Below are 22,877 nucleotides of genomic sequence, written 5' to 3'. Positions count from 1 at the left end.
ACATAACCATGACGAGCCTCGCCGACCTGCGGGTCATCGACGCGGCGACCCTGTTCGCCGGCCCCTCCGCCGCGATGATGCTGGGCGACTTCGGCGCCGACGTGATCAAGATCGAGCACCCGAGGCGCGGCGACCCCTCGCGCGGCCACGGCGCCTCGGCCGGCGGCGTCGGCCTGTGGTGGAAGACCCTGTCGCGCAACAAACGCACCGCCGCCGTGGACCTGTCCCACGCCGACGGCCAGGAGATCCTGCGCCGCCTGTGCGAGCGCTCCGACGTGCTGGTCGAGAACTTCCGCCCCGGCACCCTCGAACGCTGGAACCTGGCCCCCGAGGACCTGCTGAAGCTCAACCCGCGCCTCATCGTGGCCAGGATGACCGGTTTCGGGCAGAAGGGGCCGATGGCCCGGCAGCCCGGGTTCGGCACGCTGGCCGAGGCCATGAGCGGTTTCGCGGCCATGACCGGCCAGCCCGACGGGCCGCCCACGCTGCCGCCGCTGGCCCTGGCCGACGGCATCGCGGGCCTGGCGATGGCGTACGGGATCATGGTGGCCCTGCACGCCCGCGAGCGCACCGGCCGCGGCCAGGTGATCGACCTGGCCATCATTGAGCCGATCATGGGCCTGCTCGGGCCGCAGATGACCGCCTACAAGGCCCTCGGCGTGGTGCCGCGCCGCACCGGCAACCGCTCCAGCAGCAACGCCCCCCGCAACACCTACCGCACTCGCGACGGCCGCTGGCTGGCCATCTCCACCAGCGCCCAGCCCATCGCCGAGCGCGTGGTCACCCTCGTCGGCCGGCCCGACCTGGTCGAGCAGCCGTGGTTCGCCAGCGGGCACGGCCGCGTCCAGCACGTGGACGAGCTGGACGAGGCCGTCGCCTCCTGGATCGCCGAGCGCGACGCCGCCGAGGTCATCGCCCGCTTCGAGGAGGCCCAGGCCGCCGTCGCGCCCATCTACGACGTCACCGACATCGCCGAGGACCCCCAGTACGCCGCGCTCGGCACGTTCGTCGAGCTGCCCGACGAGGAACTGGGCACGGTCACCCTGCAGAACGTGTTGTTCCGCCTCTCGGACACCCCCGGCGAGATCCGCTGGCCCGGCCGCCCACTCGGCCGGGACACCGACGAGGTGCTGGGCGAGCTGGACTACCCCCGCGAGCGCGTCGCCGCGCTGCGCGAGGCCGGGGTGATCGCGTGAGCATCCCCGTGACCTGGCTGTACGTCCCCGGCGACCGGCCCGAGCGGTTCGCGAAGGCGGCCGGCTCCGGGGCCGACGTCGTCATCGTCGACCTGGAGGACGCGGTCGCGCCCGCCCGCAAGGACGAGGCCCGGGCCAACGCCGTCGCCTACCTGCGCGGGCCGCGCCCGGCCGGCGTCGCCGTGCACGTCCGGGTCAACGACCTGGCCACCGCCCGGGGCCGGGCCGACCTGGAGGCGGTGGCCGGGATCGCCGACGCGGTGCGGCTGCCCAAGGTGGAGGACCCGGCCGTGCTCGACGGGATCGCGGACGGGCGGGCGTACGCGTTGCTGGAGTCGGCGGCCGGGATCGTCAACGCCGCGGCCGTCGCCGCCCACCCCGCCGTGGCCGGGATCGCGCTCGGCGAGCAGGACCTGGCCGCCGAGCTGTCGATCACCGGCGAGGCCGCGCTGAACCACCTCAGGCTCCAGGCCGTCCTGGCCGCCGCGGCGGCGGGCCTGCCGCCGGTGCCGATGTCGGTCCACCCGGACGTCCGCGACGAGGCCGGGCTGGAGGCGTCCTGCCGGGCCGGGCGGGCGATCGGGCTGTTCGGCAGGACCGCGATCCACCCCCGGCAGATCCCGGTGATCCGGCGGGCCTTCCGGCCCACCGAGGAGGAGGCCGCCAGGGCCGCCGAGATCGTCGAGGCCGCCGAGCGGGCCGAACGGGAGGGGATCGGCGCGGTGGCGCTCCCGGACGGCCGCTTCGTGGACCCGCCGGTCGTCGCCCGCGCCCGCCGCACCCTCGACCTGGCCCGCCGCCTGGCCGACTCCTGACCGCCCGCCCGTCCGGCCGGGGCCCTGGGCCCCGCGGCCTGGCCGGGTCCTGGGCGCGCCCGTCGCGGGCGGTCAGGAGCCGGGCCACCAGCGGGACGACAGCTCCTCCTCCGTGGGGGCCGGTCCTGGCAGGTCGCGGTGGGCCGGCGGCACGCGCAGGGCGTCCATCATGAACGTCAGGTAGCGGTGCCGCAGCTCGGCGACCCGCCGCTCGTCGCCCACCCTGATGGCGGCGATCTGCTCCAGCAGCAGCGCGATGTCGGCGGTCGTGACGTCCGGGCGCAGCACGCCCGCCTCCACCGTGCGCCGGTGGATCTCGGTGGCCAGCTCGCCGGCCCGGCGCGCCTGGCGGCCCAGCTCCTCGGTGGGCTGGAACGTCCCGGCCAGCTTGATGGTCAGCGAGTTCGTGTCGGCGTCCACGATGCCGCGCAGGTAGCCGGCGAACGCCTCCCACGGGTCGCCCTTCTCGGCCAGCGCCCGCTCGGTCACCTCGCAGTAGAGCCGCAGCCCGTCGCCGCACAGCTTCTGCAGCAGCGCCTCCTTGCTGGGGTAGCGGCGGTAGAGCGCGCTGATGCCGACGCCCGCCTTCTCGGCCACGGCCGCGATGGGGGCGCCGGGATCGGCGGTGAAGACCGCCCGCGCCGCCTGGAGGATCAGCTCGTCGTTGCGGGCGGCCTGGGCCTTGCGGCCGCTCATGGGTGCACTGCTCATGCCTCATTATAGGGAACGTAGGGTTCCGTTCTGCAAGGCGGCCCGCCGTTCCTGCACTGTCATTATGTCTATACAAAGAGTTGACATTGGGGTACAACCGGGCCAAGCCCGTTGGTCTTGGAGGTGTCCTGTGAGACGTACCCCGATCGTGCTGGCCCTGCTGGGAGCCCTGACCCTGACCGCCTGCTCGTCCTCCGGAGGGCAGGGCGCGCAGAGCGCCCCGGCCGCCGCCCCCGCCCCGAGCGGCGGGGGCGGGAGCGGCGGCAGGTTCGCCGTCATCACCCACGGAGCGGCCGGTGACGCCTTCTGGGACGTGGTCAAGAACGGCGCCGAGGCCGCCGGCAAGGAGTACGGCGTGAGCGTGACCTACCAGGGGGACGGCGACCCGGCCAAACAGTCGCAACTCATCGACCAGGCCGTCTCCGCCAAGGTGGACGGCATCGTGGTCTCCCTGGCCAACCCCGACGCGCTGAAGGAGGCCGTCGGCAAGGCCGTCGCGGCGCGCATCCCGGTGGTGACGATCAACTCGGGGGCCGGCTCCTCCAAGGCGTTCGGCGCCCTCACCCACGTCGGCCAGTCCGAGGACGTGGCCGGGCGCGGCGCGGGCGAGCAACTCAAGGCCGCCGGCGTCACCAAGCTGCTGTGCGTCGTCCACGAGGCCGGCAACGTCGGGCTCGACCAGCGCTGCAAGGGCGCCGAGCAGGCCCTCGGCGGCACCGTCGAGCGGCTCCAGGTGGACATCGGCAACCTGGCCGACGTGACGTCCAAGGTCACCGCCAAGCTCCAGTCGGACAAGCAGGTCAACGGCGTGCTGGCGCTCAACCCGGCGGTCGCCGTGGCCGCCAGGGACGCCATCAAGGACTCGGGCGCGCAGGCCAAGCTGGCCACCTTCGACCTGTCGGCCGACGTGGTGGACGCGGTCAAGGCCGGCGAGATCCTGTTCGCCGTGGACCAGCAGCAGTACCTGCAGGGCTACCTGCCGATCACGTTCCTGCACCTCTACAAGGACAACCTCAACACCGTCGGCGGCGGCCTGCCCGTCAACACCGGACCCGGCTTCGTGACCAAGGACAACGCCGACCAGGTCGCCAAGCTGGCGGCGGCGGGCACCCGATGACGGTGAAGGCGGCCGACGAGCGGGTCGCCCGCCTCGGGCCGGCCCGCCGCCTGATCGTCCGGCCCGAGCTGGGGGCGGTGGTCGGCGCGGTGCTGGTGTTCGCGTTCTTCGCCGCGCAGTCGCCGGTGTTCCGCTCGCCGGAGGGCATCGCCAACTGGCTGGACCCGGCCGCCACGCTCGGCATCATGGCGGTCGCGGTCGCGCTGCTGATGATCGGCGGCGAGTTCGACCTGTCGGCGGGCGTGCTGACCGGCACCAGCGGGCTGATCCTGGTCACGCTGGCCACCCGGTTCGGGCTCGACGTGTGGACGGCCATGCTGGCCGGGCTGGTGGTGGCGCTGGCCGTCGGGCTGGCCAACGGCCTGGTCGTGACCAGGACCCGGCTGCCCAGCTTCATCGTCACGCTCGGCACGTTCCTCATGTTGCAGGGCGTCAACCTCGGCGTCACCAAGGCCATCACCGGCACCGTGCAGGTCGGCGGGCTGCGCCGGGCCGGCGGGTTCGAGGGCGCGAGCGCGCTGCTGGCCGGGACCATCAGGATCGGCGGCACCTCCTTCCGGGTGGCGATCCTGTGGTGGCTGCTGGTGACGGCGGTGGCCACGTGGGTGCTCATGCGCTCGCGGGCGGGCAACTGGATCTTCGCGGTGGGCGGCGACGAGCGGGCGGCGCGGGCGGTCGGCGTCCCGGCCGCGCGTACGAAGATCGCGCTGTTCATGACGACGGCGTTCGCCGCCTGGCTGGTCGGCTCGATCCTGGCGCTGCGCTACACCTCCGTCCAGGCCAACATCGGCATCGGCCAGGAGTTCATCTACATCATCGCGGCCGTGATCGGCGGCTGCCTGCTGACCGGCGGCTACGGCTCGGCCGTCGGCGCCGCGATCGGCGCGGTCATCTTCGGCATGGCCGACAAGGGCATCGTCTTCCTCGGCTGGGACGCCGACTGGTTCAAGTTCTTCCTGGGCGCGATGCTGCTGCTGGCCACGCTGGCCAACCGCCTGGTGCGCCGCTACGCCGAGGAGGTGCGGCATTGATCCTGGAGACCCGGAGGATCGGCAAGACGTTCGGCTCGGTGCTGGCGCTGCGCGAGGTGTCGATGGGCGTGGCGGCCGGGCAGGTGTTGTGCGTGCTCGGCGACAACGGCGCCGGCAAGTCGACGCTCATCAAGATCCTGGCCGGCGTGCACCGGCACGACGCCGGCACGCTGCTGGTGGACGGCGAGGAGGTGCGCCTGTCGAGCCCGCGCGACGCGCTCGACCGCGGCATCGCCACCGTCTACCAGGACCTGGCGATGATCCCGCTCATGTCGGTGTGGCGCAACTTCTTCCTCGGCTCCGAGCCGCGCAGGGGCCTGGCCTTCGACGTGTCCAGGGCCCGCCGGGTGGCCCGCGAGGAGCTGCGGGCGATGGGCATCGACATCCGGGACGTGGACCAGCCGGTCGGCACGCTGTCCGGCGGGGAGCGGCAGTCGGTGGCGATCGCGCGGGCGGTGTACTTCGGCGCCCGCGTGCTCATCCTGGACGAGCCGACCTCGGCGCTGGGCGTCAAGCAGGCCGGGGTGGTGCTGCGTTACATCGCCCGGGCCCGCGACCGGGGGCTGGCTGTGATCTTCATCACCCACAATCCGCACCACGCCTACCCGGTGGGCGACCGGTTCCTGCTGCTCAACCGGGGGACCAGCGTGGGGGAGTACGCCAGGGCCGACATCACGCCGCAGGAGCTGACCGCGCTCATGGCGGGCGGGGCCGAGCTGGAGGAGCTGGCGCACGAGCTGCGGCGCGAGTGAGGGAGTTGGCGGGAAATTGACGGTTCCGGGCGGTCCTCTGGACGCGTGAGCAGGCACAACCCTTGTCGAGGTGCCGAACGCGAGAAGCCGGGGGCTGCTCGTGATCTACAAAGTAAAGAAGGCGGGCCGGGAATCGCTGCGGAGAGGCCCGTTATTACGCCGCGTCCGGCCGGGGCCCGCGCTCCGGCCGGACTTTTCATCACTTGTCACGAAGACCAGGGCGAGCTGCCCGCGTAATGTCCCGCCCATGAGGAGAACCATCGCGACGGTGGCCATCGCGGCGGCCGGCCTGCTCTGCCTCGCCGTCGTCAACGCCCCGCAGGCGTCGGCTCACAACGGGATCATCCACACCCAGAACTGATCCGCGCGGAGCGATCCCTCCGGCTCCCGTGCGCGCAGGCTGCGGTTCGGGCGCGCACGGGACCTCATCCACCCCAGGGGGTGGGGGAGCGGCACCCGGTCATGGCATGCTCGTGGCAGCCGGTGGCCGGGCCGCGGGAAGGCCGGGCCGGAAGGAGGCCCGGCCTTGCCCGCTGCCCGTACGGACGGCCGCCTGCTGGCGGTCAGCGACCTGCACGTCTCCTATGCCGAGAACCGCGCGATCGTCCAGGAGCTGAAGCCGTACGCGCCCGGCGACTGGCTGCTGGTCGCCGGGGACGTCGCCGACCGGCTGGAGGACATCGGCTGGGCGCTGCGGCTGCTGGCCGGCCGGTTCGAGCGGGTGGTGTGGGCGCCGGGCAACCACGAGCTGTGGACCCCGCGCGGCGACCCGCCGGAGCTGCGGGGCGTGGCGCGTTACGAGCACCTGGTGGGTCTGTGCCGGGAGCTGGGCGTCGTGACGCCGGAGGACCCGTACCCGCTGTGGGAGGGCCCGGGCGGGCCGGTGCGGGTCGCGCCGCTGTTCCTGCTGTACGACTACACCTTCCTGCCGCCGGGCCTCGCCTCGAAGGAGGAGGCGCTGGAGTACGCGCGCGGCACCGGCGTGGTGTGCACCGACGAGTACCTGCTGCACCCGGACCCGTACCCGAGCAGGGAGGCTTGGTGCCGGGCCCGGGTGGCGGCGACCGAGCGGCGGCTGGCGGATCAGGCCGCCGACGGCGTGCCGCTGGTGCTGGTCAACCACTACCCGCTGGTGCGCGAGCCGACGGACGTGTTGTGGTTCCCGGAGTTCGCGCAGTGGTGCGGCACGAGCGCCACCCGCGACTGGCACCGCCGCTTCCCGACCGCCGCGATGATCTACGGCCATCTGCACATCCCGCGCGTCACCTGGTACGACGGGGTGCGTTTCGAGGAGGTCTCGCTGGGCTACCCGCGCGAGTGGAAGCGCCGCCCGCCCCGCGACCGGCTGCTGCGCGAGGTGCTGCCGTGAGCGGCGACCGGGCACCGGGCCGGCGCCCGGCTCGGCCCGGGGCCGGGCCAGGCGCACGGATCGGGTCAGAGCACGGCCTGGGCCAGGGCGGCGCCGCAGTAGGCCGCGCCGAGCCCGGCGACGATGCTGGCGGCGGCGTTGGCCACGGCGTGGAAGCGGGCGCCCTCCTCCAGCAGCCGCACGGTCTCGTAGCCGAGCGTCGAGTACGTCGTCAGCGCCCCGCAGAAGCCGGTGCCGGCCAGCGCCATCACGCCGTCCCCGGCGGGCAGCGCGGCCAGGAACCCCAGCAGCGCCGATCCGGCGACGTTGACGGTGAGCGTCCCCCAGGGGAAGACCGTGTCGTGGCGGGCCTGCACCGCCCGGTCGGCGAGGTAGCGCAGCGGCGCCCCCACGGCCGCGCCGAGCACCACGAGCAGCAGCGTCATCGGGCCCCGGCCCTTCCATCCGCCCGCGCGCCGGCGACCCGCCGGGTCAGCCACATGCCGGCCGCGACGGCGGCCAGCGCCGCGGCCAGGGTGCCGGCGAGGTAGGCCAGCCCGGTGACCGGGGCGCCGGCGCCGACCAGGCGCTGCACGTCCACCGCGTACGTGGAGAAGGTCGTGTACCCGCCCAGCACCCCCACGCCGAGGAAGGGCCGCGCGAGCGGGTGCGGCCGCCGCACTTCGGTGATCACCACCATGAGCACCCCGATGAGCAGGCAGCCCGACACGTTGACCCAGAACGTCGCCCACGGGAACCCGCCAGGCGCGGCCGGCAGCGCGGACTGCGCGCCGTGGCGGGCCAGCGCCCCGAGCGCGCCCCCGGCCGCGATCACGGCCAGGACCGCCGGGCGCGCCTCGCCGCGCTGCGCCGGGACGTGGAGATCGACGTCCGGATCGATCGGGCGTTCGGTCACGCAACCCTCCCCGTGTCAAAGGAACTCAAGCCGGGAATTTCTCTAGACATCTGGAAGCGCTCGGAGGCCCGATTGAGCACGAAGGACGCCATCGCCCTTCTCGCAGGAGCCGTCGTCGTCGTTTCCCTCGTCGGCACGGCCAGGACGCCCGCGGCGACGGCGGCCAGCCCGCTGGGCAACGCCACCGGCACGTTACCCGGCCTGGCCCCCATCATCTCCGACGCCGACAGGGCCAGCGCACGCGCCCTCATCAAGCGGCTGCGTACCCGGGGCCTCGGCTCCAACGCCGGTTACGAGCGCACCCGCTACGGCGAGAACTGGGCCGACACGGCGACCGGCGTGCCGTACGCGCGCAACGGCTGCCGTACCCGCGACGACCTGCTGGCCCGCGACGGCCGGAACGTGGAGTACCGCTCCGGCTCGCGCTGCGAGGTGGTCGCGATGACGCTGGAGGACCCCTACACCGGCAAGATCATCCGCTGGCGCAAGAACCACGCCGACGAGGTGCAGGTCGACCACGTGGTGCCGCTCAACTACGGCTGGCGCATGGGCGCGCGCGGCTGGCCGATGTCCAAGCGGGTCGACTTCGCCAACGACCCGCTCAACCTGCTGCCGGTGTACGGGGCCGCCAACGAGGAGAAGGACGCCTCGGGCCCGTCGGGCTGGCTGCCGCCGCAGCGGCGCGTGCGCTGCGCCTACGTCACCCGCTTCGCGCAGGTCGCGGTCAAGTACGGGGTGCCGGTCACCCCGGCCGACAAGAGGGCGATGCTGGCGCAGTGCCGCTGAGGGAGGGAGGAGCGGGTCAGCGCGGGCCGATCCGGGGTCAGCGCGGGTCGATCCAGTCGAAGCCGTGGCCGAAGGTCTGCGCGGCCAGCACCCGCTGCCCGGCCGCGCTGGGATGGAAGTAGTCCCACTTGCTGACGTGCTCCAGCGTGAAGGGGTAGTCGAAGACCGCGCCGCCGTCGGTGGCGCAGCGCGGGCCGTAGGCGGCGCAGACCTCGGCGGCGGCCTGGTTGTAGGCGATCACCCGGTCGCGGACGCGGGCGCGGCGCTCGGTGTCGGCGCGCCTGGCCGAGGACGGCCTGGCCAGCATCGTCGGGCAGATGCGGCCCAGCGTCCAGAACGTCTTGGCCACCGGGTTGTTCTTGCCGGCCTGCCACAGCCGCCGCAGGTCGGGGACGCTGGCGAACAGCACCCGGGCCTGTGGTGCCCCGGCGTCCAGCTCGGCCAGGGCGCTCTCCAGCCGCCGCCGGTAGGTGGCCGCCGGCGTCATGGCCTGCTCGGTGCGGGCGCAGGCGTCCACGGCGCCGATGAGGATCGTCACGTAGTCGGCCCGCGCCGCGACGGCCTTGCGTACCTGGCCGAGCAGGTCGGCGCTGGTGGAGCCGGGGACGGCGAAGTTGTGCCGCTGGAGCGTTCCCGACAGCTCCGACAGGCGCAGGTAGTGGCTGGAGACGGTCCGGTTGTCGCCGGCCGACCAGGAGCGCGAGGCGCAGGAGACGTACCAGCCGCAGGCGTTGAAGCCGGTGGTGATGGAGTCGCCGAGCGCGGCCATGACCGCGGGAGCCGGCTGGGCGGCGGCGGCGTCGGCCCGGGCCGGGCCCGGGTTCGTGAGGACGGTTGCGGCGACGAGGGCAGGGGCCAGGCGACCGATCATGAACCCCAAGGTAGGGAACCGGTCCGGCCCGGGCCATGACGTCAGGGGGAGGTCTGCCGTTTCGGGACCGACTTCATATGGCGCCTTGACAGGCCGGCGCCGGCCGGACCGGGCGACAAAATGCCGCGACGGCCGGTTTTTTCCTGGTTTGTTGGTCGTAACGTGGCATTCACGGGGGTCAGAGTCGAACATGTTCAGGTCCCGCATAGCATGTCTTGAGTGAGTGTCGCGCTCGGAACAACCCGCCCGCTGCCGGTTCGCACCACATCTGTCGGCGACCCCGGCGACCTGCTGGCCTCCCTGCCCAGGTCGACGCCGTACGCCTGGATCAGGAACGGCGAGGGACTCGTCGGATGGGGGGAGGCCGCCCGGGTCGAGGTGCCACCGGGCCCCGGCCGTTTCGCCTGGGCCCGCGCCTGGCTGGCCGAGGTGCTGGGAGCGGCCGACGGCGACGGGGCCGGCGACGGCGCCCCCGGCTCCGGCCCCGTCGCCTTCGGCAGCTTCACCTTCGACGAGGACGCGCCCGGCTCGGTCCTGGTCGTGCCGCAGGCCGTGCTGGCCCGCCGCGGCGGCCGCGCCTGGCTGACCACCGTCGGCGAGGCGCCGCTGGAGACCGTCACGCCGATCCTCGACCCCGGCCGCATCAGCTACGGCGACGGCAGCCTCACCGCCCCCGAGTGGGAGCACGTGGTGGCCAGGGCGGCCGCCCGCATCCGCGACGGCGAGCTGGAGAAGGTCGTGCTCGCCCGCGACCTGGTCGCCACCGCCGAGCGCGCCATCGACGTGCGGCTGCTGCTGTCGCGCCTGGTCCGCCGCTACCCCGAGTGCTACACCTTCTCGGTCGCCGGGCTGGTCGGCGCCACGCCCGAGCTGCTCATCCGGCGCACCGGGCAGGAGATCGAGTCGCTGGTGCTGGCCGGCACCACCGCGCGCGGCACCGGCCCGGCCGACGACATCGCGCGCGGGGCGGCGCTGTTCGCCTCGGCCAAGGACCGGCATGAGCACGAGTGCGCGATCGCCTCCGTCCGCTCCGCGCTGGGGCCGCTGTGCTCGTCGCTGAAGACGCCCGACGAGCCCGAGCTGCTGGTGCTGCCCAACGTCCAGCACCTGGCCAGCCACGTCACCGGCCGGCTGGCCGACGGGGCGTCGGTGCTCGACGTGGTCGCCGCCATGCACCCCACGGCGGCCGTCGGCGGCACCCCGACCGGCCTGGCCATCAAGGTCATCCGCGAGCTGGAGGGCATGGACCGCGCCGGCTACGCCGGGCCGGTCGGCTGGATCGACGCCCACGGCGACGGCGAGTGGGGCATCGCGCTGCGCTCGGGGCTCGTCGAGGGGCGGCGGGCCCGGCTGTTCGCCGGCGGCGGCATCATGGGCGACTCCGACCCGGCCGCCGAGCTGGCCGAGGCGCAGGCGAAGTTCCGCGTCATGCAGTACGCCCTGGAGGGATAGCACGCCCTGGAGGGGTGAGGGAGGGCCGGGCGGGCGCTCATCAGGCCGGGACGTGCACGCCCTCGCCGACGTCCACCCGGGCGCGGCCGGCCGTCAGCGTGGCCACCCAGTCGGCGAACGCCGCCACCTCGTCCTCGCCGACCGCGACGCTGAAGGTGACCTCGGCGGCGTAGGCGACGTCCTCGACCGCGTACCGCGAGGCCCGCAGGTCGTTCTCCACCCGCCCGGCCTGGTCGTGCGCCACGGCCACGCGTACCCGCCTGGCCGGCACCATCCGCACCGGCTCCGCGCGGTCCAGGGTCTCGGTGACCGCCGAGCCGTAGGCGCGTACCAGCCCGCCCGCGCCCAGCAGCACGCCGCCGAAGTAGCGGGTCACCACCGCCACTACGTCGTTGTAGCCGCGGCCGACCAGCGCCTGCACCATGGGCGTGCCCGCGGTGCCGCCCGGCTCGCCGTCGTCGTCGCCCTTCTGCGTCCGCTGCCCGATGACGTAGGCCGTGCAGTTGTGGGTGGCGCCGGCGTGCTCGCGCCGCCGCCCGGCGATGAACGCCGCCGCCTCCGCCACGTTGCGCGCGGGCGCGACGGCGCAGATGAAGCGCGAGCGCCGCACCTCGGTCTCGTGCTCGACGGGACGGGCGAGGGTGAGGTACGGGACAGGCACATTCGACAGGGTATGCCCTCGCCGCCGGCGTCCCGCGAGCTACCATCACGTAAGACCTCAGGGGAGGGTCTCATGGAGACGATCATCGACGTCGCCGGAGACGTCATGCCCTTCGCCCTCGCGGCCATCGGCGCCTACGGGACGAGCGTCCTGGCCAAGACCAGCGAGTCGGCCGCCGACACCCCCGTGGCGCTGGGCACCCGCGTCCTGCAGCGGGTGTTCGGCCGGGGCGACGCCTACGCGCGCGGCCTCATCGAGCGGGTGGCGGACGCCAAGCCGGACGACGGGCCCAGCCAGGACGCGTTGCGGTCGGCCATCGTGGCGGCCTTCACCGACGAGCCCGGCCTGGCCCGCGAGGTGGCCGCCATGCTGCCCCGCGCCCGGGTCGGCGCCGTGGGCGGGGCGTAACCACCCGCCGCGACCGGCGCCGAGGGGCGTGGCACCCGCCTCACCCGCCGCTGCCGGCGTGCGGGCGCGGGCGGGCGGGCCGTGGCCGCGCGGCCGGTCCATGTCGCGGGCGGCCGGATGGAGGCCCGCCGGGTGACGCCCCCGGACCGAGTGGGGAAGCCGCCGCAGAACCCGCCCGTCCTCCTGCGTCGCGCGGCGGCGTCCGGGACGGAGGAAGTGGCGGTGATCTCGGGAGGAACAGAAGTGGGGTCCGCGGAGTTACCGTGTAATCGTGTAAGCAAAGGAGTGCACGTATGGCGGATCCCCTCGACGCCTACTCGCGCGTCGTCTCCTCCGTGGCGGCCGAGTTGCTGCCGAAAGTGGCCGGGGTGCGGGCCGGCCGGGGCAGCGGGTCCGCGGTGGTGTTCACCGCCGACGGGTTCCTGCTCACCAACGCGCACGTGGTCGGCTCCTCCCGCGCCGGGACGGTCGCCTTCTCCGACGGCAGCTCGGGTGACTTCGTGGTCGTCGGCCGCGACCCGCTGTCGGACCTGGCGGTGCTCCGGGCGCAGACGCCCACGCCCGAGCCCGCCGTGCTCGGCGACAGTGACGAGCTGGTCGTCGGGCAGCTCGTGGTGGCCGTCGGCACGCCGCTCGGGCTGGCCGGATCGGTGACCGCCGGGGTGGTGTCCGGGCTGGGCCGGTCGCTGCCCGCCCGCAGCGGCTCGAACATGCGCCTGATCGAGGACGTCATCCAGACCGACGCGGCGCTCAACCCCGGCAACTCGGGCGGGGCGCTGGCCGACTCGCGGGCGCGGGTGGTCGGCATCAACACGGCCGTGGCCGGGGTCGGCGTGGGGCTCGCGGTGCCGGTGAACAGCACCACCCGCGCGATCGTCGCCGCGCTCATCAGGGACGGGCGGGTCCGGCGGGCCTTCCTCGGGCTGGTGACCTCGCCCGCGCCGCTGCCCGAGCAGCTCAGGCGGCGTACCGGGCAGGACGGGGCGCTGCGCGTGGTCGAGGTGGTGCCCGGCTCGCCCGCGCACCGGGCCGGGCTGCGCCCGGGCGATCTCGTCCTGAGTGCCGGGCGCACCCCGGTGGGCGACGCGCAGAGCCTGCAGCGGCTGATGTTCGCCGAGGCGATCGGGCGGCCGCTGCCGATCACCGTCTACCGCAACGGCGCGCTCGTGGACGTCATCGCCGAGCCGGTGGAGCTCACAGGGTCCGGGGTGTGACCCTCGGACCGGTCACCTCGGTCACCCGGGTCATCCCGGTTACCTCGGTCACCGGTCGGGCGGCGGCGGGAGGCTCGGGCAGCCCGGCGGGTCCGGCGTGTCCGGCGGATTCGGTGGGCACAGCCGGTTCGGCGGGCGCGGCCGGTTCTGCGGGCTGCGGGCGGACGTAGGTGCCGTTGCGGCGGGCCAGCAGCTCGGCCAGCAGGTCGTCCCACTTCTGCCCGACGGCCTCGACGTCGTAGGTGGCGGCGGTCTCCAGCGCGCCCGCGGCGAGGCTCCGGCGGAGCTGCTCGTCCTCGATGACCTGGATGATGCCGGCCGCCAGGTTGGCGTTGGTGCGCGGCTTGATCAGCAGCCCGTCCACCTCGTGCGTGATCATCTCCTTGGGGCCGTGCGGGCTGTTGAAGCTGACGATCGCCAGCCCCTTGGCCATGGCCTCCAGGACCGTCATGGGGAAGCCCTCGTGGCGCGAGCTCATCACGTAGATCGACGCCTTCTCCAGCTCGGCGCCCACGTCGGTGGTCGGCCCCGGCAGCTCGACCTTGCCCTCCAGCCCCGCCTCGGCGATCTGCTGGCGCAGGTTGGCCTCCTGCGGGCCGGCGCCGAAGATGCGCAGCGTCCAGTCAGGATGGGCGGCGGCGACGGTCTCCCAGGCGGTGATGAGCCGGTGGAAGCCCTTGATCCGGGTCATGCGGCCGACCGCGATGGCCACCTTGGCGTCCAGCTTGGCGGGGCCGCCCGTCATCGGCGGGACCGCGTTGGGGATGCGGGCCAGCTTGCGCGGCTTCTTCGGCAGCGTCTCGCGGTAGTCGCGCAGGTCGGCCTTGGTGAGCGTGACCAGGGCGTCGAGGCGGCGGTAGCGCCACTTGATGAGCTTCTGCATCGGCTCGGCCTGCGTGCGCAGCGCCACGTGCTCCTGCCCGACCGTGATGACGCCCGGCAGGGCTAACTGCGCCATCGCCAGGTTGAGCCCCGGCCGGGTGGCCATGAGCACGCCGGTGTCCAGGGAGCGGATGTAGCGGGTGAGCTGCAGGTCGGTCCACAGGTTGAAGCGGTGGTAGGCCGTCTCCTCCTTGGGGATCAAGCGGCTCGGCATCTTCGACAACATCGCGCGCAACGGGTCGCGGCTCGGCCGGATCCGGTCGTCCAGGAAGCGGAACTTCACCCGCGGGTCGATGGGGAAGAACGGCTCCTCGGCCTCCTTCAGGATGCTCACGATCTCCACATCGTGCTTCTCGGCCAGGTAGCTGGCCAGGTTGAAGACGGTCCTGATCGTGCCGCCCATGCCGTAGGCGTGCAGCAGCAGGATGCGGACCCGATGGGTGGAGGGTGGCGGCGCGTTCCGCGCCTTGTGCCGGTTGTACCCCCGGTAGAGCCGCACCGCGGCCGATTTGCCCTTGCGTGTCAGTGCGCGCACCTGACAGGTCCCCCTTCAAGGACGAAGCAGTCAACAACACATGGCCGGCCGCAAGGTCGTCCCCTGCCGCCGGCCGGCGTTCCGCTCACAACGTTCACAACGTTCACAAGCGTTCACACAACAGCGATCTCGCGTCGGCGAGGCGCACCCTTCATCCCCTGTGTGCTTTCCTCACCTATGATCTTTAGACGCTGTAAAGGTGTCTAAGGTTGCATGCCCGGCCGATGCCGCGGATCGGGCGTATGGGGTGGATGCTCGGCCAGCAGCTCCAGCGCCACGTCGATGGCCCGTTCGAGCTGCGTGTCCACGCCTCGGGCGTAGTCCTGCGGCGTGATGTCCACCTCGATGTCGGGATCGGTGCCGTAGTTCTCCACCTGCCAGCCGACGTCGTCGAAGGCGAAGGAGAACTCCGGCTGCGTCGTCACCGTGCCGTCGGCGAGCTGGTGGCGCGGCCAGATCCCGATGACGCCGCCCCAGGTGCGCCGGCCCACCAGCGGGCCCAGCTTCAGCACCTTGAAGGTGTGGCTGAAGATGTCGCCGTCCGAGCCCGCCCACTCGTTGGTGATGCCCACCAGCGGCCCGCGCGGCGACTCCGGCGGGTACGGCTCGGGCGCCCCCCACCGCGGGTAGTCGTAGCCGAGCCGGCGCCGGGCCAGCTTCTCCAGCAGCAGCGCCGAGACGTGGCCGCCGCCGTTGAAACGCACGTCCACGACGAGCGCCTCGCGGCCGTACTCGGCCAGGAAGCCCCGGTGGAACTCGCCGTACCCCTCCGGCCCCATGTCGGGGATGTGCAGGTAGCCGACGCGGCCGCCGGAGCGGTGGTGACAGCGGGCGCGGTTGACGCCGACCCAGTCGCGGTAGCGGGCGGGCTGCTCGTCGGCCAGGGCGCGCACGGTGACCGCGAACACCTCCCGCCCGCGGCGCAGCGTCAGCTCGACCTCCTCGCCGGCCTGGTTGACCAGGCGCTCGTTCGGGGTCGCCACGCCCCCGCCGATGGGCGCGCCGTCGATCGCCAGCACCGCGTCGCCGGGGCGCACGTCCAGGCCGAGGCGGTTGAGCGGCGAGGTCGCCTTCGGGTCCCACAGATCGCCGGCGACGATGGCCCCGATGTGGTAGACGCCGTCGCGGTAGTCCCAGTCCACGCCCAGCTTGCCCTGCGTGTAGTCGGGGCCGGGACGGTACTCGCCGCCGCTCTCGTAGGCGTGGCTGGTGGCCAGCTCGCCGTGCAGCTCCCACAGCAGGTCGGAGAACTCGCCCCGGGTCGTCACCCGGTCCACCAGCGGCTGGTAGCGCTCGTACACGGCCGGCCAGTCCACGCCCGCCATGTCCTCGGTCCAGAAGTTCTCCCGCTGCAACCGCCACGCCTCGCGGAACATCTGCCGCCACTCGGCCGCCGGGCAGACCGACACCTTGATCCGCGACAGGTCGATCCAGCCGCTCTCGCGCCCCGGCCCGTCGTCGTCGTGGCCCGGCACCTCGCCCGCCTTGACCACGCGCAGCCGCGAGCCGGACCGGTAGAGCAGCGTCCTGTGGTCGCGGCCCAGCTCGAAGTCGGTGACGCCCTCGGCGAAGGTCTCGTCGTCGCCCTTGGCGAAGTCGTACAGGCGCAGCGTGCTCTCGCCCTCCAGGGGGCTGGTGAGGATGAGCGCCTTGTCCTTCAGGCCGGCCACCCGCTCGTAGCGGCCCTCGGGGAGGGGGAAGGCGGTGACGCGGCGCGTCAGGCCGTCCAGGTCCACCTCCACGCGCGGCGGGCCGTTCTCGCCGTCGCCGTCGTCGTCCTCGTCGTCGTCCTTGTGCTCCAGGGGACGCTGCCGGGGCACGAACGGGTCCGGCAGCCCGGCGCGCAGCGCGATCACGTACGGGCGGGTGCCCAGCGGGAAACCCAGGTCGAACTGGAGCTGGTCGTAGACGGGGGAGAAGGTGCGCTGGCCGATGAAGTACAGGTAGCGGCCCTCCGGGTCGAAGGCCGGCATCGAGTCGATCAGCACCGGCTCGGTGGCCCGCACGGTGCGGCCGCTCTCCGGGTGGTGCAGCAGGATCGCGGTGGTCTGGGGGTCGAGGGGGGCGGCGTAGGCCAGCCAGCGCCCGTCGGGCGACCACGCCGGGTCCTCCGGCGAGCCGTGCGGGTTGGCCTCCACCAGGTCGCAGCGGCCCGAGTCCAGGTCGAGCAGGTGCAGCTCGTGGCGGTGGTTGACCACGGCCACCCGGTCGTGCGCCGGGTCGGGGACCAGGTCGGTGATCCGGCCGAGCCGGGCGACCTCCCTGCCGGGGCCGTCCCCGCCGCCGCCCAGGACCACCAGGCGTTCCTCGTCGGTGTCGTCGCTGGCCGCCGCGATCAGCCGCACGCCGTCGTTGAGCCAGGTCAGGAAGCGGTAGCGGACGCCGTCCGGAGCGCCGTGCCGGCGCACCGGGCCCTCCCAGTCGGCCATCGCGTACGCCTTGCCGCGCGCGGTGACCGCCAGCGCGCTGCCGTCCGGGCTGAGCGTGGCGCTCTCCAGGTAGTCGTCGGCCTCGACGAAGCGGCGGTTGCGCTGCGTGCGCGAGCTGGCCAGCGTCACCTCCAGGCGGCGCGGCCCCTCGCCGGGCTCCAGCAGGTACAGCTCCGCGCCGGCGTGGTAGACCAGGCGCTGCCCGTCGCCGGACAGGTTGCGGGCGTAGTAGTCGTCGTGGTGGGTGAGCTTGCGCAGGTCGTGCCCGTCCGGCAGGCACGAGTAGACGTTGCCGACGCCCTCGTGGTCGCTGATGAAGCACACCCGCTCGCCGCTCCAGCAGGGCGAGGCCAGGTTGCCCGGCAGCCGGATCAGCCGCCGGAACTCGCCCTCGCCCGTGGGGTCGATCCACAGGTCGCCGACCGTGCCGCCGCGGTAGCGCTTCCAGCGGGCCGGGTCGGCGGTGTTGCGGCCGAGCACGATCATGCCGCCGGGGCCGTACGCGATCGAGTTCGCCGGCCCGTACGGCAGCCGCTCCGGCACCCCGCCCGGCGCCACCCGGTGCAGCCACTTGCGGCCCTCGAAGGGCTGGGACTGGTCGCTGGCGTACAGGATGCGGCCCTCGGGGTCCCAGCCGGTCACCGTGCAGCGCGCGCCGTGGAAGGTCACCCGGCGGGCCGCGCCGCCGGAGGCCGGCATGACGTAGACCTCCTCCGGCCCCTCCTCGCAGCCGACGAAGGCGAGCCGGTCACCGCGAGGGGAGATGCGCGGGTAGCCCGCCTCGGCCAGCCCGGCGGTCAGGCGGAAGGCCCGGCCGCCCTGGACGGGGGCCATCCACAGGTCGTCCTCGGCGGCGAAGACCACGACGTCCTGGAACACGGAAGGGAAGCGCAGGTATGCCGGCATGACAGCAGCTCCACGGTCGATGCGACAGCCGGGAGCGCGGCTCCCGGCTGTCCGATCATGTCACCCGGGATCAGCTCTCGTCGGGTTGCTTCCTGGATTCCCGCTTTGTCTCTTTGGCCTGGCGGCTGCTCTTGATGGCCTGTTTCTTTGATTTGCCGGACTTGGCGGCGGGTTTCTTCTTCGTATCTGCCATTGGGTCCCCCCTGTACGGACGTGGTGTACGGATGATTCGTACACCAAGCTCGTTAGTACCCATTCAGTCACGAAACACGACATGCCGCCTATTAGGGCGATCGTCCGTTCACAACAGGCGCAACTGCTCGCCGGCGGGCGGGCCGGGCGGACCGGGCGGGAGGCGGCGGGGCGGGAGGCGGCGGGGCCTGGCCGGGGTCGAGCGGCCGACGCCGAACCGCTCGGCCAGCTCCCTGACCCGGGCCGCGACGCGCCGCTGGTAGGGCTCGGGGGTGTAGGCGCCGCGGCCGTACAGCTCCAGGTAGCGCGGCACCAGGCGCGGGTGCTCGCGGGCGAGCCAGCGCAGCCACCACTCGCGGGCCCCCGGCCGCAGGTGCAGCACGATGGGCGTGACGTGGGTCGCGCCCGCCTCGGCGATCTCCTTGACGGTCCGTTCGAGCTGGGCGGGGGAGTCGGTGAGGTAGGGCAGGACGGGCGCCATCAGCACGCCGCACGCCACGCCGTTGTCGTTGAGCGTGCGGCAGACCTCCAGGCGGCGGCGCGGGTCGGGGGCGCCCGCCTCCACCGCCCGCCACAGCCCCGGATCCACGAACCCGACCGACACGGCGGTGCTCACCTCGCTCACCTCGGCCGCCTCGGCGAGCAGGTCGAGGTCGCGCAGGATCAGCGTGCCCTTGGTGAGGATCGAGAACGGGTTGGCGGCGTCGCGCAGCGCGGCCAGGATGCCCGGCATGAGCCGGTAGCGGCCCTCGGCGCGCTGGTAGCAGTCGACGTTGCTGCCCATGGTGACGGGGTGGCCGCCCCAGCGGGGCGAGGCCAGCTCCTCGCGGGCCAGCTCGGCGGCGTTGACCTTGACCACGATCTGGGTGTCGAAGTCCGCACCGGAATCAAAATCTAGATATTCATGCGTTTTTCGGGCAAAACAGTAAACGCACCGATGGCCACACCCCCGATAGGGGTTGATCGTGTACTCGAACGGCACCCGGCTGGCGGCGGGCACGCGGTTGACGATGGACCGGGCGCGGATCTCGTAGAAGGTCATGCCCTGGAACTCGGGCGTGTCGAACGTCCGCGCGACCGCTCCGCGAGCGAACAGCGGAGGGGCCGGATCGGCCGCGCCGGCGGCGGTCAGACGCAGATTGTCCCAGCGCATCGCATGATTGGAACACGAGTTCGGACTTGCTGGCAAGTCGAAAAGAGGGTGCAATTACCTGGTCAGGCCGTGGCTAATGATCTTCATGGTTGGGCAGGAAGAGGCCACAGAGCTTGCGTTCCGGAGGTGCACCTATGGCCTGGTCGCAGGACGAGGAACGGATGCTGGCCCAGATCGAGCAGCACCTCGTCGAGGACGATCCACGGCTCGTCGCCCGGCTCGAATCGTTCAACGAGCGAGCCCGCCGCAGCGAGGCGAGGTCGGCGGGGCAGCCCGGCACCTGGCGCCGGCCACGCCGCTCGACGGTCATCATCCTGATCAGCTGGCTGCTCATCGCCACGCTGGTCGCCACACTCCTGATCATGGTCTTGCACAACGAGTCCGCCGCCGGGCTGGCGCTGGGCGCGGTCTCCGGCGAGCCCGCCGCCGAGCTGGCCTCCACGGGCACCTCCTGAGCGCCGCCCCGCCGCCCGGCCCGCACGGCGGGCTCGTAGGGACGCTCAGGATGCGCTGCTCAGGACGTACTGCTCAAGACGTGGCGGCGACGCGGATCTCCGGCTCGTGGCGCACGGGGAAGTTCACCGACGAGGCGATGAAGCAGGCCCTGTGGGCGTCGGCGTGCAGGGCGGCGGCCTTCTCGGCCATCTCCGGTGCCGTCACCGTGACCTCCGGCCGCAGCACCACCTCCGTGAAGTGCCCGCCGCCGGCCGTCTCCGCCATCGTGCCGACGGCGCGGTCGACGTACGCGGTGACGACGACGCCGTTGACCGCGCACAGATGCAGGTACGACAACATGTGGCACTGCGACAGCGCGCCGACCAGGAGCTGCTCCGGGTTCCAGCGGGACGGGTCGCCGCGGAAGGCCGGGTCGGAGCTGCCGGGGATGACGGGCGGGCCGCCGGCGGACAGCTCGTGGTCGCGGGCGTAGTCGCGGTAGCCGGAGGTGCCGGAGCCCTTGTCGCCGGTCCAGGTCACGACGGTCGGGTAGGTGTGCAGGCGGGTCATGGGCGGTCTTCCTCCGTCGGTAGGGGCGGGTGCCGGGCTGTCGCGCGGGTGTCGAGGACGTGGGCGCGGGCGATGGCGGCGGCCTCCTCGGGACGGCCGCCGGTGATCGCGTCGAGCAGGCGCTCGTGCTGGCCGGAGACGTGCGCGTGGCGGGCGGGCGGCGCCAGCGAGCGCAACGTGGACACCTGGATCTGGTCCCAGAGGCGCTCCAGCGTGCGCGAGGCCGTCGAGTTGGCCGCCAGCTCGGCGATCGTCCGGTGGAAACGCCGGTTGAGCCGCACGGCGTCGGCCAGCCGGCCCTCGGCCGTGGCGGTCGCGGTCTCCGCCGCCACCTCGTGCAGCGCCCGCAGGTCGGCGGGAGCGATGCGGCCCTCCCGTTGCCGGACGGCGGCCAGCTCGGCGGTCAGCGCCTCCAGCGCGGCCCGCACCTGGTAAGCCTCGTCCAGGTCGGCCTCCGCCAGCGCCACGACCACCACGCCCCGCCCGGCGGGACGGACGAGGCCGTCGGCGGCCAGCGCCCGCAGCGCCTCCCGCACCGGGGTGCGGCTCATGCTCAGGGTCGCGGCGAGCTCCAGCTCGGTGAGGCGCGCGCCCGGCGGGTAGGCGCCGTCGAGGATCAGCTCCCGCAAGCGGCTCCGCGCTACGTCGGTCTGCACAAGGGGAGTCTAACTCCTTGCATACATTGCATGCAAAGGATCTCCGGGGGTGGTCGGCCGGGTGGCGCGCGAGAGGCTTCGGCGGTGACGGCGTCGCCGGCGGCGTCGTCAGCGGACCGGCGCGCCGCCGTGCGGTGGCGGCGGGGCGACCGGCCGGGCCGCAAGGCAGAGGGCGCGCAGGTCGTCGAAGGCTCGGAGGAGGTGGGTGTCCAGGCTCTGTGAGGGGTCGTCGATCCAGGCCTGGGCCGCCTGGTGGAAGGCGGCCCACCCGACGTGGGCGGCCAGGCCGGCGGGCCGGTCGGGGACCCCGCGCAGCCGCAGCGCCCGCGCCACGGCTTCGGCGATCGAGGCGGCCTTGGCGAGGTCACGTTCGCGCAGGGCCGGCGTCGCCGCGATGACCTGGAGCCGCGGCTCGGCGAAGGGCCGGTTGTCCTCAAGGATGTGCTCGACCTTCCGGAAGGCGTGGAGCAGCAGGTCGAGCGGCTGGAGACCGTCGGGCGCCTCGGCCACCGCCCGCGTCAGGGCCGCGCGCAGGTCGGATTCGCCGTCGAAGAGCACCTCACGCTTGTCCGGGAAGTGCCGGAAGAACGTGCGCTCGTTGAGGCCAGCCCGGGCGGCGATCTCGGCCGTGGTGGTCCGGTCGAACCCGCGTTCCCGATACAGCTCCAGGGCCGCCTGCTGAAGGCGGCGGCGCGCTTCCGCTCCGCTCCGTGGCACGCCCCGAGGATACCGCAGATGTCAGTCGATGGCGCTACTTGACGCCAGTCACTGGCACTACCTACAGTCACGACTTGAGTTACGTAGTGCCAGTCACTGGCGTTAAGTGGGGGAGTTCTCATGCATGTCTTTGTCACTGGCGGAACCGGCCAGACCGGCCCCGCGGTGGTCGCCGAGCTGGTGGCGGCGGGCCACACCGTCACGGGCCTGGCGCGCTCGGATGCCGCCGCCGCCCGGCTGGAGTCCCTGGGGGCCGCGGCCCACCGGGGCTCCCTGGACGACCTCGACAGCCTGCGCGCCGGCGCCGAAGCCGCCGACGGCGTCCTGCACATGGCCTACGGCGGCGACTTCTCCGATCCCGACGACATGGCGCGGCGCGACCGGACCGCGATCGAGACGCTCGGCCGGCCGCTGGAACGCTCGGGCAAGCCGCTCATCGTCACCTCGGGCACGTTGGTCATGCCCGCCGGGCGGGAGAGCACGGAGAAGGACGAGCCCGACGCGACCGGGATCGCCGCCTTCCGCATCGCGGGCGAGCGGGCGTGCCTGGACTTCGGGGCCCGGGGAGTGCGCGCCGGCGTGGTCCGCCTGGCTCCCACCGTCCACGGCCCCGAGGACCACGGCTTCATCCCCATGCTCATCGCCACCGCGCGCGCGACGGGCGTCTCGGCCTACGTGGGCGACGGCGCCAACCGGTGGCCCGCGGTGCACCGGCTCGACGCGGCGGTCCTGTTCCGCCTGGCCCTGGAGAAGGCGCCTGCGGGCAGCGTGCTGCACGGGGTGGCCGAAAGCGGCGTCACCTTGAGAAGCGTCGCGGAGGTGATCGCCCGACGCCTGGGCCTGCCCACGGTCTCGCTCACCCCCGCCGAGGCCGCCACGCACTTCGTCAGCCCGTTCATGGCCGCCGCCTACGGCTTCGACGGGCCCGTCTCCAGCTCCCGCACCCGGGAGCTGCTCGGCTGGTCGCCCGTACGCCCGGCACTGCTCGAGGACCTGGAGCACGGCGACTACCTGGCCGTACCGGCCACCTGACGCCCGCCGGCGCCAAGGGGCAGCGCGCGGCCCTGCCCCAGCACGGCACCCGCGACTCCCCACGGCCCGGCCGCGATCCCGGTCCGGGCGTG

Annotated in this window: 23 protein-coding genes; 12 read left to right on the top strand and 11 right to left on the bottom strand. The window is 73.4% G+C overall.

Annotation, left to right across the window (positions count from 1 at the left end; translation table 11 throughout):
• Positions 1 to 8: 8 nt before the first annotated feature.
• Entirely contained in the window at positions 9 to 1,196 is a 1,188-nt protein-coding gene (locus tag AB0H75_RS24640; protein ID WP_367799810.1) for a CaiB/BaiF CoA transferase family protein, read from the top strand.
• Positions 1,193 to 2,011 carry a CoA ester lyase gene (locus AB0H75_RS24635; protein WP_367799808.1) on the top strand — a complete coding sequence of 273 codons (819 nt, stop codon included), beginning with the start codon at positions 1,193 to 1,195 and terminating at the stop codon, positions 2,009 to 2,011. The genes AB0H75_RS24640 and AB0H75_RS24635 overlap by 4 nt, the downstream gene beginning before the upstream one ends.
• Positions 2,012 to 2,083: 72 nt before the next feature.
• Here AB0H75_RS24635 and AB0H75_RS24630 read toward each other — a convergent pair whose 3' ends face one another.
• The gene (locus AB0H75_RS24630; protein WP_367799806.1) at positions 2,084 to 2,722 is read right to left on the bottom strand and encodes a TetR/AcrR family transcriptional regulator; all 639 of its coding nucleotides are present in this window, start codon (positions 2,720 to 2,722) and stop codon (positions 2,084 to 2,086) included.
• A gap of 130 nt (positions 2,723 to 2,852) precedes the next feature.
• On the opposite strand from AB0H75_RS24630, the gene AB0H75_RS24625 reads away from it, so the two are divergent.
• From AB0H75_RS24625 to AB0H75_RS24610, 4 genes are all read left to right on the top strand, one after another.
• The gene (locus tag AB0H75_RS24625) at positions 2,853 to 3,839 is read left to right on the top strand and encodes a sugar ABC transporter substrate-binding protein (protein WP_367799804.1); all 987 of its coding nucleotides are present in this window, start codon (positions 2,853 to 2,855) and stop codon (positions 3,837 to 3,839) included.
• Positions 3,836 to 4,870 carry an ABC transporter permease gene (locus tag AB0H75_RS24620; RefSeq protein WP_367799803.1) on the top strand — a complete coding sequence of 345 codons (1,035 nt, stop codon included), beginning with the start codon at positions 3,836 to 3,838 and terminating at the stop codon, positions 4,868 to 4,870. Before AB0H75_RS24625 ends, AB0H75_RS24620 begins: the two co-directional genes overlap by 4 nt.
• Complete coding sequence (locus tag AB0H75_RS24615; protein WP_367799801.1) at positions 4,867 to 5,622, top strand: ATP-binding cassette domain-containing protein; 756 nt, start codon at positions 4,867 to 4,869, stop codon at positions 5,620 to 5,622. Before AB0H75_RS24620 ends, AB0H75_RS24615 begins: the two co-directional genes overlap by 4 nt.
• A gap of 526 nt (positions 5,623 to 6,148) precedes the next feature.
• Positions 6,149 to 6,991, top strand: a complete 843-nt coding sequence (locus AB0H75_RS24610; protein WP_367799799.1) for a metallophosphoesterase — start codon at positions 6,149 to 6,151, stop codon at positions 6,989 to 6,991.
• A gap of 65 nt (positions 6,992 to 7,056) precedes the next feature.
• Here AB0H75_RS24610 and crcB (AB0H75_RS24605) read toward each other — a convergent pair whose 3' ends face one another.
• Both crcB (AB0H75_RS24605) and crcB (AB0H75_RS24600) read right to left on the bottom strand, forming a co-directional pair.
• Positions 7,057 to 7,416: a fluoride efflux transporter CrcB gene (gene crcB / locus AB0H75_RS24605; RefSeq protein WP_367799797.1), complete on the bottom strand. Its 360-nt coding sequence runs from the start codon at positions 7,414 to 7,416 to the stop codon at positions 7,057 to 7,059.
• Positions 7,413 to 7,886, bottom strand: coding sequence for a fluoride efflux transporter CrcB (gene crcB / locus AB0H75_RS24600; protein WP_367799795.1), 474 nt, complete (start codon positions 7,884 to 7,886; stop codon positions 7,413 to 7,415). The genes crcB (AB0H75_RS24605) and crcB (AB0H75_RS24600) overlap by 4 nt, the downstream gene beginning before the upstream one ends.
• A 72-nt stretch (positions 7,887 to 7,958) precedes the next feature.
• Between crcB (AB0H75_RS24600) and AB0H75_RS24595 the strand changes: the two genes are divergently transcribed.
• Positions 7,959 to 8,672 carry an HNH endonuclease family protein gene (locus tag AB0H75_RS24595; RefSeq protein WP_367799793.1) on the top strand — a complete coding sequence of 238 codons (714 nt, stop codon included), beginning with the start codon at positions 7,959 to 7,961 and terminating at the stop codon, positions 8,670 to 8,672.
• Between the two features lie 37 nt (positions 8,673 to 8,709).
• On the opposite strand, the gene AB0H75_RS24590 is transcribed toward AB0H75_RS24595, so the two are convergent.
• Positions 8,710 to 9,543: a GDSL-type esterase/lipase family protein gene (locus AB0H75_RS24590; RefSeq protein ID WP_367799791.1), complete on the bottom strand. Its 834-nt coding sequence runs from the start codon at positions 9,541 to 9,543 to the stop codon at positions 8,710 to 8,712.
• 219 nt (positions 9,544 to 9,762) lie between these two features.
• Here AB0H75_RS24590 and AB0H75_RS24585 point away from each other — a divergent pair, with 219 nt between their 5' ends.
• The gene (locus AB0H75_RS24585; RefSeq protein WP_367799789.1) at positions 9,763 to 10,995 is read left to right on the top strand and encodes an isochorismate synthase MenF; all 1,233 of its coding nucleotides are present in this window, start codon (positions 9,763 to 9,765) and stop codon (positions 10,993 to 10,995) included.
• A gap of 40 nt (positions 10,996 to 11,035) precedes the next feature.
• Here the strand turns inward: AB0H75_RS24585 and AB0H75_RS24580 are convergent, their stop codons facing one another.
• Positions 11,036 to 11,656 (bottom strand): YigZ family protein, encoded by a 621-nt coding sequence (locus AB0H75_RS24580; RefSeq protein ID WP_367799787.1) that lies wholly within the window; start codon positions 11,654 to 11,656, stop codon positions 11,036 to 11,038.
• A 72-nt stretch (positions 11,657 to 11,728) separates the two neighbouring features.
• On the opposite strand from AB0H75_RS24580, the gene AB0H75_RS24575 reads away from it, so the two are divergent.
• Both AB0H75_RS24575 and AB0H75_RS24570 read left to right on the top strand, forming a co-directional pair.
• Complete coding sequence (locus AB0H75_RS24575; protein WP_367799785.1) at positions 11,729 to 12,064, top strand: hypothetical protein; 336 nt, start codon at positions 11,729 to 11,731, stop codon at positions 12,062 to 12,064.
• A 293-nt stretch (positions 12,065 to 12,357) separates the two neighbouring features.
• Positions 12,358 to 13,278 carry a S1C family serine protease gene (locus AB0H75_RS24570; RefSeq protein ID WP_367799783.1) on the top strand — a complete coding sequence of 307 codons (921 nt, stop codon included), beginning with the start codon at positions 12,358 to 12,360 and terminating at the stop codon, positions 13,276 to 13,278.
• Here the strand turns inward: AB0H75_RS24570 and AB0H75_RS24565 are convergent.
• The 3 genes from AB0H75_RS24565 to AB0H75_RS24555 all read right to left on the bottom strand — a co-directional run bounded on the left by AB0H75_RS24565 (position 13,259) and on the right by AB0H75_RS24555 (position 19,375).
• On the bottom strand, positions 13,259 to 14,695 hold the full coding sequence (locus AB0H75_RS24565; protein ID WP_367799781.1) for a glycosyltransferase family 4 protein: 1,437 nt from the start codon (positions 14,693 to 14,695) through the stop codon (positions 13,259 to 13,261). The two genes, AB0H75_RS24570 and AB0H75_RS24565, sit on opposite strands and share 20 nt — an antisense overlap.
• 203 nt (positions 14,696 to 14,898) lie before the next feature.
• Positions 14,899 to 18,030, bottom strand: coding sequence for a S41 family peptidase (locus tag AB0H75_RS24560; RefSeq protein ID WP_367799779.1), 3,132 nt, complete (start codon positions 18,028 to 18,030; stop codon positions 14,899 to 14,901).
• Positions 18,031 to 18,331: 301 nt separating this feature from the next.
• Positions 18,332 to 19,375 carry an Rv2578c family radical SAM protein gene (locus tag AB0H75_RS24555; protein ID WP_367799777.1) on the bottom strand — a complete coding sequence of 348 codons (1,044 nt, stop codon included), beginning with the start codon at positions 19,373 to 19,375 and terminating at the stop codon, positions 18,332 to 18,334.
• Between the two features lie 134 nt (positions 19,376 to 19,509).
• Between AB0H75_RS24555 and AB0H75_RS24550 the strand changes: the two genes are divergently transcribed.
• The gene (locus AB0H75_RS24550; protein WP_367799775.1) at positions 19,510 to 19,830 is read left to right on the top strand and encodes a DUF3040 domain-containing protein; all 321 of its coding nucleotides are present in this window, start codon (positions 19,510 to 19,512) and stop codon (positions 19,828 to 19,830) included.
• A gap of 73 nt (positions 19,831 to 19,903) precedes the next feature.
• On the opposite strand, the gene AB0H75_RS24545 is transcribed toward AB0H75_RS24550, so the two are convergent.
• The 3 genes from AB0H75_RS24545 to AB0H75_RS24535 form a co-directional block, all read right to left on the bottom strand.
• Positions 19,904 to 20,380, bottom strand: coding sequence for an OsmC family protein (locus AB0H75_RS24545; protein ID WP_367799773.1), 477 nt, complete (start codon positions 20,378 to 20,380; stop codon positions 19,904 to 19,906).
• Complete coding sequence (locus tag AB0H75_RS24540) at positions 20,377 to 21,036, bottom strand: GntR family transcriptional regulator (RefSeq protein ID WP_367799771.1); 660 nt, start codon at positions 21,034 to 21,036, stop codon at positions 20,377 to 20,379. The genes AB0H75_RS24545 and AB0H75_RS24540 overlap by 4 nt, the downstream gene beginning before the upstream one ends.
• 108 nt (positions 21,037 to 21,144) lie before the next feature.
• On the bottom strand, positions 21,145 to 21,753 hold the full coding sequence (locus AB0H75_RS24535; protein ID WP_367799769.1) for a TetR family transcriptional regulator: 609 nt from the start codon (positions 21,751 to 21,753) through the stop codon (positions 21,145 to 21,147).
• A gap of 120 nt (positions 21,754 to 21,873) precedes the next feature.
• Between AB0H75_RS24535 and AB0H75_RS24530 the strand changes: the two genes are divergently transcribed.
• The gene (locus AB0H75_RS24530; RefSeq protein ID WP_367799767.1) at positions 21,874 to 22,785 is read left to right on the top strand and encodes an SDR family oxidoreductase; all 912 of its coding nucleotides are present in this window, start codon (positions 21,874 to 21,876) and stop codon (positions 22,783 to 22,785) included.
• Positions 22,786 to 22,877: the final 92 nt, after the last annotated feature.

The organism is Nonomuraea sp. NPDC050783 (assembly GCF_040802095.1).
In the GTDB taxonomy this organism is placed as follows: Bacteria; Actinomycetota; Actinomycetes; order Streptosporangiales; family Streptosporangiaceae; genus Nonomuraea.
Note: the sequence above shows the minus strand (reverse complement) of the source record. Positions and strands in the feature narration are given on the sequence as shown.

Bases quoted from the DNA above. Each gene is read 5' to 3' on its own strand.
- AB0H75_RS24640 (WP_367799810.1), top strand. From the start codon at position 9: ATGACGAGCCTCGCCGACCTGCGGGTCATCGACGCGGCGACCCTGTTC.
- AB0H75_RS24630 (WP_367799806.1), bottom strand. From the start codon at position 2,722: ATGAGCAGTGCACCCATGAGCGGCCGCAAGGCCCAGGCCGCCCGCAAC.
- AB0H75_RS24620 (WP_367799803.1), top strand. From the start codon at position 3,836: ATGACGGTGAAGGCGGCCGACGAGCGGGTCGCCCGCCTCGGGCCGGCC.
- crcB (WP_367799797.1), bottom strand. From the start codon at position 7,416: ATGACGCTGCTGCTCGTGGTGCTCGGCGCGGCCGTGGGGGCGCCGCTG.
- AB0H75_RS24590 (WP_367799791.1), bottom strand. From the start codon at position 9,543: ATGATCGGTCGCCTGGCCCCTGCCCTCGTCGCCGCAACCGTCCTCACG.
- AB0H75_RS24575 (WP_367799785.1), top strand. From the start codon at position 11,729: ATGGAGACGATCATCGACGTCGCCGGAGACGTCATGCCCTTCGCCCTC.
- AB0H75_RS24570 (WP_367799783.1), top strand. From the start codon at position 12,358: ATGGCGGATCCCCTCGACGCCTACTCGCGCGTCGTCTCCTCCGTGGCG.
- AB0H75_RS24560 (WP_367799779.1), bottom strand. From the start codon at position 18,030: ATGCCGGCATACCTGCGCTTCCCTTCCGTGTTCCAGGACGTCGTGGTC.
- AB0H75_RS24555 (WP_367799777.1), bottom strand. From the start codon at position 19,375: ATGCGCTGGGACAATCTGCGTCTGACCGCCGCCGGCGCGGCCGATCCG.
- AB0H75_RS24550 (WP_367799775.1), top strand. From the start codon at position 19,510: ATGGCCTGGTCGCAGGACGAGGAACGGATGCTGGCCCAGATCGAGCAG.
- AB0H75_RS24545 (WP_367799773.1), bottom strand. From the start codon at position 20,380: ATGACCCGCCTGCACACCTACCCGACCGTCGTGACCTGGACCGGCGAC.
- AB0H75_RS24530 (WP_367799767.1), top strand. From the start codon at position 21,874: ATGCATGTCTTTGTCACTGGCGGAACCGGCCAGACCGGCCCCGCGGTG.